The sequence below is a fragment of the Methylobacterium sp. genome (genome assembly GCF_019745455.1).
In the GTDB taxonomy this organism is placed as follows: Bacteria; Pseudomonadota; Alphaproteobacteria; order Rhizobiales; family Beijerinckiaceae; genus Methylobacterium.
Genome location: NZ_JAIETD010000088.1, coordinates 1 through 6974 on the forward strand (window position 1 = coordinate 1; position 6974 = coordinate 6974).

Annotated in this window: 7 protein-coding genes and 1 pseudogene; 1 reads left to right on the plus strand and 7 read right to left on the minus strand. The window is 66.3% G+C overall.

Translation table 11 applies throughout. From position 1 onward, the window contains the following. From K2Y56_RS17640 to K2Y56_RS17670, 7 genes and pseudogenes are all read right to left on the minus strand, one after another. Positions 1-254 (minus strand): annotated as a pseudogene (locus K2Y56_RS17640) (hypothetical protein); the annotation flags it as partial. After that, complete coding sequence (locus tag K2Y56_RS17645) at positions 251-937, minus strand: ATP-binding protein (protein WP_292510394.1); 687 nt, start codon at positions 935-937, stop codon at positions 251-253. The pseudogene K2Y56_RS17640 and the gene K2Y56_RS17645, both read right to left, overlap by 4 nt. A 123-nt stretch (positions 938-1060) precedes the next feature. Further along, positions 1061-3256 carry a Mu transposase C-terminal domain-containing protein gene (locus K2Y56_RS17650; RefSeq protein ID WP_292510398.1) on the minus strand — a complete coding sequence of 732 codons (2196 nt, stop codon included), beginning with the start codon at positions 3254-3256 and terminating at the stop codon, positions 1061-1063. Further along, on the minus strand, positions 3253-3720 hold the full coding sequence (locus K2Y56_RS17655; RefSeq protein WP_292510401.1) for a hypothetical protein: 468 nt from the start codon (positions 3718-3720) through the stop codon (positions 3253-3255). The genes K2Y56_RS17650 and K2Y56_RS17655 overlap by 4 nt, the downstream gene beginning before the upstream one ends. Beyond that, positions 3720-4025 (minus strand): hypothetical protein, encoded by a 306-nt coding sequence (locus tag K2Y56_RS17660; protein WP_292510404.1) that lies wholly within the window; start codon positions 4023-4025, stop codon positions 3720-3722. Before K2Y56_RS17660 ends, K2Y56_RS17655 begins: the two co-directional genes overlap by 1 nt. Next, positions 4025-4924 carry a ParB N-terminal domain-containing protein gene (locus K2Y56_RS17665; protein ID WP_292510406.1) on the minus strand — a complete coding sequence of 300 codons (900 nt, stop codon included), beginning with the start codon at positions 4922-4924 and terminating at the stop codon, positions 4025-4027. The genes K2Y56_RS17660 and K2Y56_RS17665 overlap by 1 nt, the downstream gene beginning before the upstream one ends. Before the next feature lie 116 nt (positions 4925-5040). Further along, on the minus strand, positions 5041-5361 hold the full coding sequence (locus tag K2Y56_RS17670) for a helix-turn-helix domain-containing protein (protein ID WP_292510409.1): 321 nt from the start codon (positions 5359-5361) through the stop codon (positions 5041-5043). A 236-nt stretch (positions 5362-5597) separates the two neighbouring features. Here K2Y56_RS17670 and K2Y56_RS17675 point away from each other — a divergent pair, with 236 nt between their 5' ends. Beyond that, on the plus strand, positions 5598-6320 hold the full coding sequence (locus tag K2Y56_RS17675) for a S24 family peptidase (RefSeq protein WP_292510412.1): 723 nt from the start codon (positions 5598-5600) through the stop codon (positions 6318-6320). Positions 6321-6974: the final 654 nt, after the last annotated feature.

The following is a 6974-nucleotide window of genomic DNA, read 5'->3' on the forward strand; positions in this document are numbered from 1 at the left end:
AGGCAGCGCTTCAGCAGGCGATAGAGCGTACCGGCCGGACCCTGCTCATCCACGCTGGCGAAGCCGCCGGCCACGAGCCGCTTCACGAAGTCCCGGATGGTCGAGCTTTCGACCTTTCCGTCGCAGCGGGCGCGTATGTCGCCCACGGTCCAGGGACCACGACCGTCGAGATCCAGGATCACGCGCCAGTAGTGGTCGTTCCCGCGCAGGACCGGTTTGCCCGGCGGGACGTCGAAGGCGAGAACCCGGCTCACGAGCGCACCTCGCGCGCCTGGGCGTACTTCTCGCTGGCCGACTGCGGCGTGTAGGCTCGGGCGGAGACCTCCTCCAGGCCACGACTGCGGGCGAAGTTGGCGATGTCGTAGAGCCCGTTGGCCACACGCCGGGTCGAGCCGCGCGCCCGCACGCACGTCGCGGCCAGCAGATCATCGGTGATGACGATGTCGGGAGCGAGCGCGCCCGCCAGCTCGCGCGCGTCGTCGACGTCGCAGGGGACCGCCTTCACCTCGTCTAGCACGCGGCTAGCGCATCGCTCGTAGCGGTCGAGCTTCGCCTTCAGGCGCTCCTCACCCACCAGCACCACCGGCGCCTGGGTCATCTCCTGGAGATCGCGCGCCAGCTCGATCATGTTGCGGTCGACGAGCTTGTCGGCTTCGTCGATGATCACCGCGCGGTCGGGATCGTTGCCGAGCGACCCGATGATCTCGCGCATCATCTGCGAGATCGTGCCGACCGGCTTCTGTCCCAACTCCTGAAGGAAAGCGATGCAGAAGTCTTTCCGGGTCCAGAACTCCCGCACCTCAATGTAGAGGCAGTTGTCCTCATTTTGCGCGTAAGTCGAGGCGACCGTCTTGCCGTAGCCGGAGGGGCCGTAGAACAGACCGAAGCCGCTGGAGCGCTCGGGACGCTGCCGGATCGTCTCGATCAGCGTCATCATGTTGAGGACGTTCTTTAGGACAGCTGGGCGTCCGTCCTTGACCGTTCTGGTCTGCATGTTCATGCTCTCACACCTTCCAAGCTGCCTCTGGCCCCGGTTCGCCGGGGCCTTTTTTGTCCGCCGTCAGAGGGCGGCCTTCTCCGCTTGCCGGCGATCGTGAACCTTCCGCCGGGCGCGGTATTCGGGGGTGGACTGGTAGCGGCCGAGCTGGAGCGCTTCCTCGCTCTCCACCGCCTCGCCGGCCGCGATGCGCGCCTCCAGTTCCAGGGCGCGGCGGAACCGCAGATCCGGCGTGTCCAGGTTCGACCGGATCGCCGTGACGTTGGGAGCCTGCCGGACCTGTTCGCGCATCTGCGCCAGACGCTCGGCCGCCCGGTCGGGGACGATGGCCACAGGCGGCGTCTCGGGCTGGGTGACGGCCGTCAGGGCGGCGGCGATCGCGGGCGTCGAGTGCTCGACCTCGGGGCGCGGGAACGGCACGACGCCGGAGCGTTCGGCCTCGCGGCGGTCGCGGTCCGCAGTGAGCTTCCTAAGGGCGCGGGCGGCGAGATCTGGGCCGGTGCGCAGCTTGCGCCGCTCGGCCTCGATCGCCGCCTTGCGCGCGGCCAGCTCTTCCGCCTGGACCGTCCGCTGCGCCTGGACGAAGGCGCCGGGGGAGACGCCTGCGAACTCGGCGTTGACGGCCTCGCCGACGAAGGTCTCACCATCCGGCCGGAACAGGTAGACGCGACCGAGGTCGAGCGGATCGTGCCGCACGAAGACGCGGTCGCCCACCATGATCGCACCGTTGAGGTAGTGCCGGCCGTCGATCCGGATGCCCCGCTTCGTCATCGTGCGGGTGCCGTCGCCCTTCGCCGTCGGCGCCAGCAGAAGGTCGAGGGCGCGCACGTCGACCCGGCGGATCGTGTGCGCGGCGGCCTCGGCGACGGCGGCCGGCGTGCGGCGCTTCAGGGCCTCGTGCGGCTGCTGAGCGTAGTCGAGATCGGCCCAGGCATCGACGAAGGTCTGTGTCTCGCCTGCGGTGTAGCGGACCGAGAACGTCTTCGCGTCGTCGTCGCCGAGCCGCTGGGCGAAGCTCTTGCGCCCCTCGATCGCCTTCCGGTCCGCCACGCTGTGCCCGACGAAGCCCGGCAGCAGGGCGATGCAGTCGCGCTGGAGCGTGCCGATGACGCGCTCCACGTGGCCCTTCTGTTCCGGGCTGAAGGCGTCGGAGAGGACGGCCTCGATCCCAAGCGAGGCCAGGAGGCGCTGGCTCGCCTTCGCGGTGAAATCGCTGCCGTTGTCCGTCTTGATCTCGGCCGGCACGCCCCAGGCGAGGATGGCCTTGCGCAGCAGTAGCCCCACCGCCTCGGCGCGCGGGGTTTTCGACATGTAGAACACGGTCCGACGCGTCGCGATGTCGATGCAGACGTAGATCGAATGGCGGCCGTCGGTGCAGAGCGCATCGACCGGCGAGGCGTCGATCATCCACAGCGCGTTCGGCTCATCGATGTGCCGCAGGCTATTGCTGCCCGAGAGCTTCATCGTGGAGCGGAACTTGTCCGGGTTGGTGATCTGCGTGATCACCACCTTCTCCGCCTCTTTCAGAGCCTTCAAAGCCGCCTGAAAGGTCCGCAGTGGCGGCATGTCGATCGTCTCGACAACGCCGCCCCCGCGCACCACCGTGAGGCGGTCGCCGAACTCCAGCGCGCAGTCGCGGCGGATGTGCTTGGCCGAGAGGTGCGGCTGATGGGTGATGAGCGCGAGCATCCAGCGCCGCACCGCGCCGTCGTTGGCGGTCTCCAAGATGCCCGTGCCCTTGCGGGCGGCACCGCGATCGACGCCGAGGCTGTTCAGATCCTTGCCGGCAGCGGCCCGCCACCGCGCCAGCGTCCGCCGGGAGAAGGACGGGACCAGCTCGCGCACCCACGGCTCAATGGCGAAGGTGCCGGCTTGGTATTTCGAGACGAACAGGGCCTCGCAGCCCTGCTGATTGAGACGCTGGCCACGGGCGAACGCCTCGAAGGCGCGCAGGATGGCGAGCCGCGCATCACGCTCCTGGGCGGCGCGGCCGGAAAGTGCAGCGCCCGGCTGCACATTCGCGCTCTCCGGCACCGGCCCGACCGGGATGGCACGCTGGCGATAGGTGACCTGCGCGAGCGTCGGCAGCAGGCCGATGTGATACTCCATGCCACCACCCCGGCCAGCGCGCTTGCGGGCGCGGAAGACGTCGAGGTTCCAGCCCTGGCGGTCGGCCATGATCTGGATCGCGCGTTCGGAGCCCGGCATCTGCGGCAGGGCCTCGGTCGCGATTTCCTGTGCGGTCAGCCACTCCTTCATGAGCGCCGCCCCCGCACCTTGGCGGTGAGCGCGGCCTTGCGGGCGGCAAGCTCCCGCTCCTGCTCTTCGAGCTGGGTCAGCTCGATCAGGTCGATGTATCGAGCCGGCACCACGGCGTAGCCGAACAGGCCGGGCAGGAAGCCGAGAAGCGCGTGCTGCCCGGTCGCCTTGATCAGCGCCACGAAGCAGTCCAGCGGAATGCGGTGATCCTCGGCGGCCTCGGAGGCCCACTTGTCGATGGTGGTCGCCGGCACCGGACGGCCGAGGTGCTCGGCCATCCGCCGGGCGACCTCCGCGCGCGGGAGATCAGCGTCTTTTGCGTCGCGGAGGGCCTGAGAGACCACCCGCGCGATACGGTTGCCGAGAGGGCCGCGACCCGCCACGTCCTCGCCGTAGCCGATGGCGACTGGCTCGGTCTCCCAGGTCTTGAGGAGCGGGGCGGACGGGTCGCGGAGGAGAGCCATCAGTCGCGCGCCTCCTCGACGTGGCTGAGCGCGATGCAGCCGGAGACCCCTGTCACATGCACGACAGCCGTATGCCCGCTGAGGACATAGGCCCCCGGCTCACGGACTTGCCCGACGTACCCAGGACCATCGCCCCGGAGGCCCTTCCAACACCGGACGGTGCTGCCGACCGGGTGCGCAAGGTTGAACGCCTCACATTGACGACTCAAAGCCAAGGCGTTGCGGGCGGCGAGGCGCAGGCCCTTCTGCATCTCGGCAGCCGCTGTGAATACGAACGGCCCCTGCGGACCCCGATCGGCCCCCATCACGCGGCGCTCCGGATGGCGCCACGACGGGCCTTCGAAGCGCGGACGGCCTGCCAGCGCTCGATGGCCTCGGCGTTGAGATCGAAGAACGCCTCCTGATCCTGGGGGCGGAGCCGGGCAAAGGTCTGGTGGAAGCGCTCGGGTGGGGTGAGCGGCGCCGGGGCGGGGGCGTGTCCCCCGTCGAGATGGGCGATGGCCTCGGCTACCGTGCCGATCTCGGCATCGTCGCCGAGGATCAGATCCACGATGGTTACCTGCCGCTCGGCCGGCTGATCAGCCAGGAGCATCAGCTCGACACGGCTGTCTGCGGACGGGTGGCCCGTGAGGCGGTGGCCCTGCTCGGGCGAGATCTTCGCGATGTTGAGGAGGCGGTAGAGCGTCGCTTGGGTCAGCTTCAGCGACTTCTGAGCGGCCTCGGTGAGGCTGAGGACGAAGGCGTCGGCAACATCCTCGTTGGCGACTTCGCCGGGCTCCGGAGAAATGTTTATCCGCTGGATAATCTTTTCCCGAGCGGCGCCGCGCCCGCGCTTCGGTAGGGAGTGAACGCTGAGGTAGACCTCCCGCCAAGCGGCCACGTAGTAGGCGCGTTCGAGCATAGTCAGCTCGCCGCGCAGGAGGTTGCTCTTGATCTCGCCGAGGCGAACGGCGGCGTCGTCCGCGAGTGCCGCCTCGGGCTCGATGCGCGCTTCGATCTCGGAGCGGCCGAGAGCTCGATAGGCGGCGATACGCCGGGCACCGCCGATGAGCTGGAAGCGCTCGCCGCGGGCGACGACGCGGATGGGCTCGATCAGCCCTTCACGCCCGATCTCCTCCGCTAGGAGGGCGACCCAGGCAGGATCGAGGGCGCGGAGCCGCCCCCCGACATCGATATGGGCGAGTTCGACCGTTCGCACGATCATGGTGCGCTGTGTTCCCGATTGAGGGGGCGGGGTGGTGCACCCAGCTGGATGCGGCGGGGTGCTGCTGGGCTGGACGGCCGCGCCGTCAGCGATCCTGGTTAATCCTGCCGGGAGGCTCACGCCCGAGCCCTCGCCTTGTCAGCGGCGCCGATGCGCTTTTGCCGGGACTCTTGCGCCTGCTTCTTGGTAGCGTGGCGCTGGCTCGAACGGCTCCGGTGAAAACCGGCCGGGAAAAGCGTGTCGAAGGGGATGCCAAGGGCGCTGGAGAGCGCCTCGGCGCCCTTGCGGTCGATACCGAACAACGCCTTTCGACAGGCGTTCTCGGCAAGGCCCGCGTCACGCGCGATCCCGGTCAGCGTCATCCCCTGCCGGTAGACCTCCGCCTTAATGGCGTGACGGTCCCACACGACAGGCGGCGCACTCGCAGCCTGGGTCATTTGGGCTCCTGGAAACGCCGGCTGGCAGGCCGGCTTTTTCTGGGTCGTTAGGTACGTTTGGTGGTACGGAATTTCACATTATTACGCGGCATCTGCAAGCCATGTCGTGTGAAATTTCGATTTCGGAGTTCGGGCAGCGGGGCGCAGATCGTGCAATCCGCTATATCCATGGGATTGCACGGCATTTTGCCCGCGCAATCACGCGGCCGATCTCCGAAAGCGTTTCGGAGTTCGGGATGGATCACACGGGTGTGACAGCGCGCCTCAAGGAGCTACTTGGCGAAGATGACGTAGCTGGCTTCGCGCGCGAGTGCGGCATCAAGGATGGCACGATGCGCCAGTACCTGAAGGGCAGCGTGCCTGGTCTGGACAAGGCTGCACAAATCGCCCTTGCCAAACGAGTAAATTTAAAATGGCTCGCGACAGGCCGGGGGCCTCGTGACTCTTTGCCGGAAGAGGCTACATTTCCAGCGGAAGAACAGGCAGAGCCAAGAGGTGTCCGATTTATGCGTATCGCAGGAAACAATGCGCAGGATCAAGACATGGTGCTATTGCCGCGCTTGTCTATAGAGGCCTCTGCCGGGCAAGGCATTGTCCCAGCGGGAGAAGAGATTGAGGAATTTCTCGCCTTTAAAGCTGAATTCCTGCGCCACTTAGGTGTAAACCCCCAAAACGCCCATGTACTACAAATCAAGGGAGACTCGATGTATCCGACCTTCCGCGATTATGACGTGATCATCATCGATGCATCGCTTATCGAAGTGCGTGAGGAGGGTCTCTACACCATCGTTTACGATGACGCTGTTTTCGCAAAGCGGGTCCAGCCGCTTCGCGACGGCAGCCTGCGCATTGTCAGTGATAACAAAGCTGCCGGCTACGTAGACGAGATTGTGCCCGCGTCGGAGCGGCACACCCTAAAGATTGTAGGGCGCATCCGAGGCGTCTACCGAAACCTATAGGCGGATCGTAATCATGCATTACCGCGATCAGCTTCGCACGTGGATCCCGGCGGTCGGGCTGACGATTGCCCTCTCCGCTTCCGCCTTGGCTGACAGCCCAAGCTGGAGAGAGAAAGCTCTCGAAACACAAAAGGCCGAACAATTGATTAGGGCGGCGACCGAAACCCAAGACACAGGCGAGCTAGGCAAGCAAATCCTGGTTGCGCTTGCGCTTGGCGATTGGACGTCGTCCAGATCTGATCGTTCAGACATGAAAGGCTGTACGCTAGCGTTCTATTCACTAGCGAATTACGCGATGCTCCTCAGCCTCGACGCCACAGCACAAAGGTACCTTGACAGGGCGAGGAACCTTTCGGCGTTTCGATCACATATGCCACTCTGCGAAGCTCAGCTCGGCCTCACCGCCCCGCCGCCCCCCAACCTCCGTTGAGTAGTCACCTGCCATTTGAACCTGCGCAGCGCGACTGCCTTCCCAGTTGGTCGGCATCGGGCAAGGTTATGGCGCAACTGGCGAATTTCGCTCAATCCCGGTCAATCCCGGCCAATCCCGCCTCTGCCATCTGAACCTGCACGTCACACGTCGCCGGCCGTCCAGGCGAGCGCGGTGTCGCCCGTCGGCGAGAGCCAGAAGCGTACGCTCGCATAACCATCGTC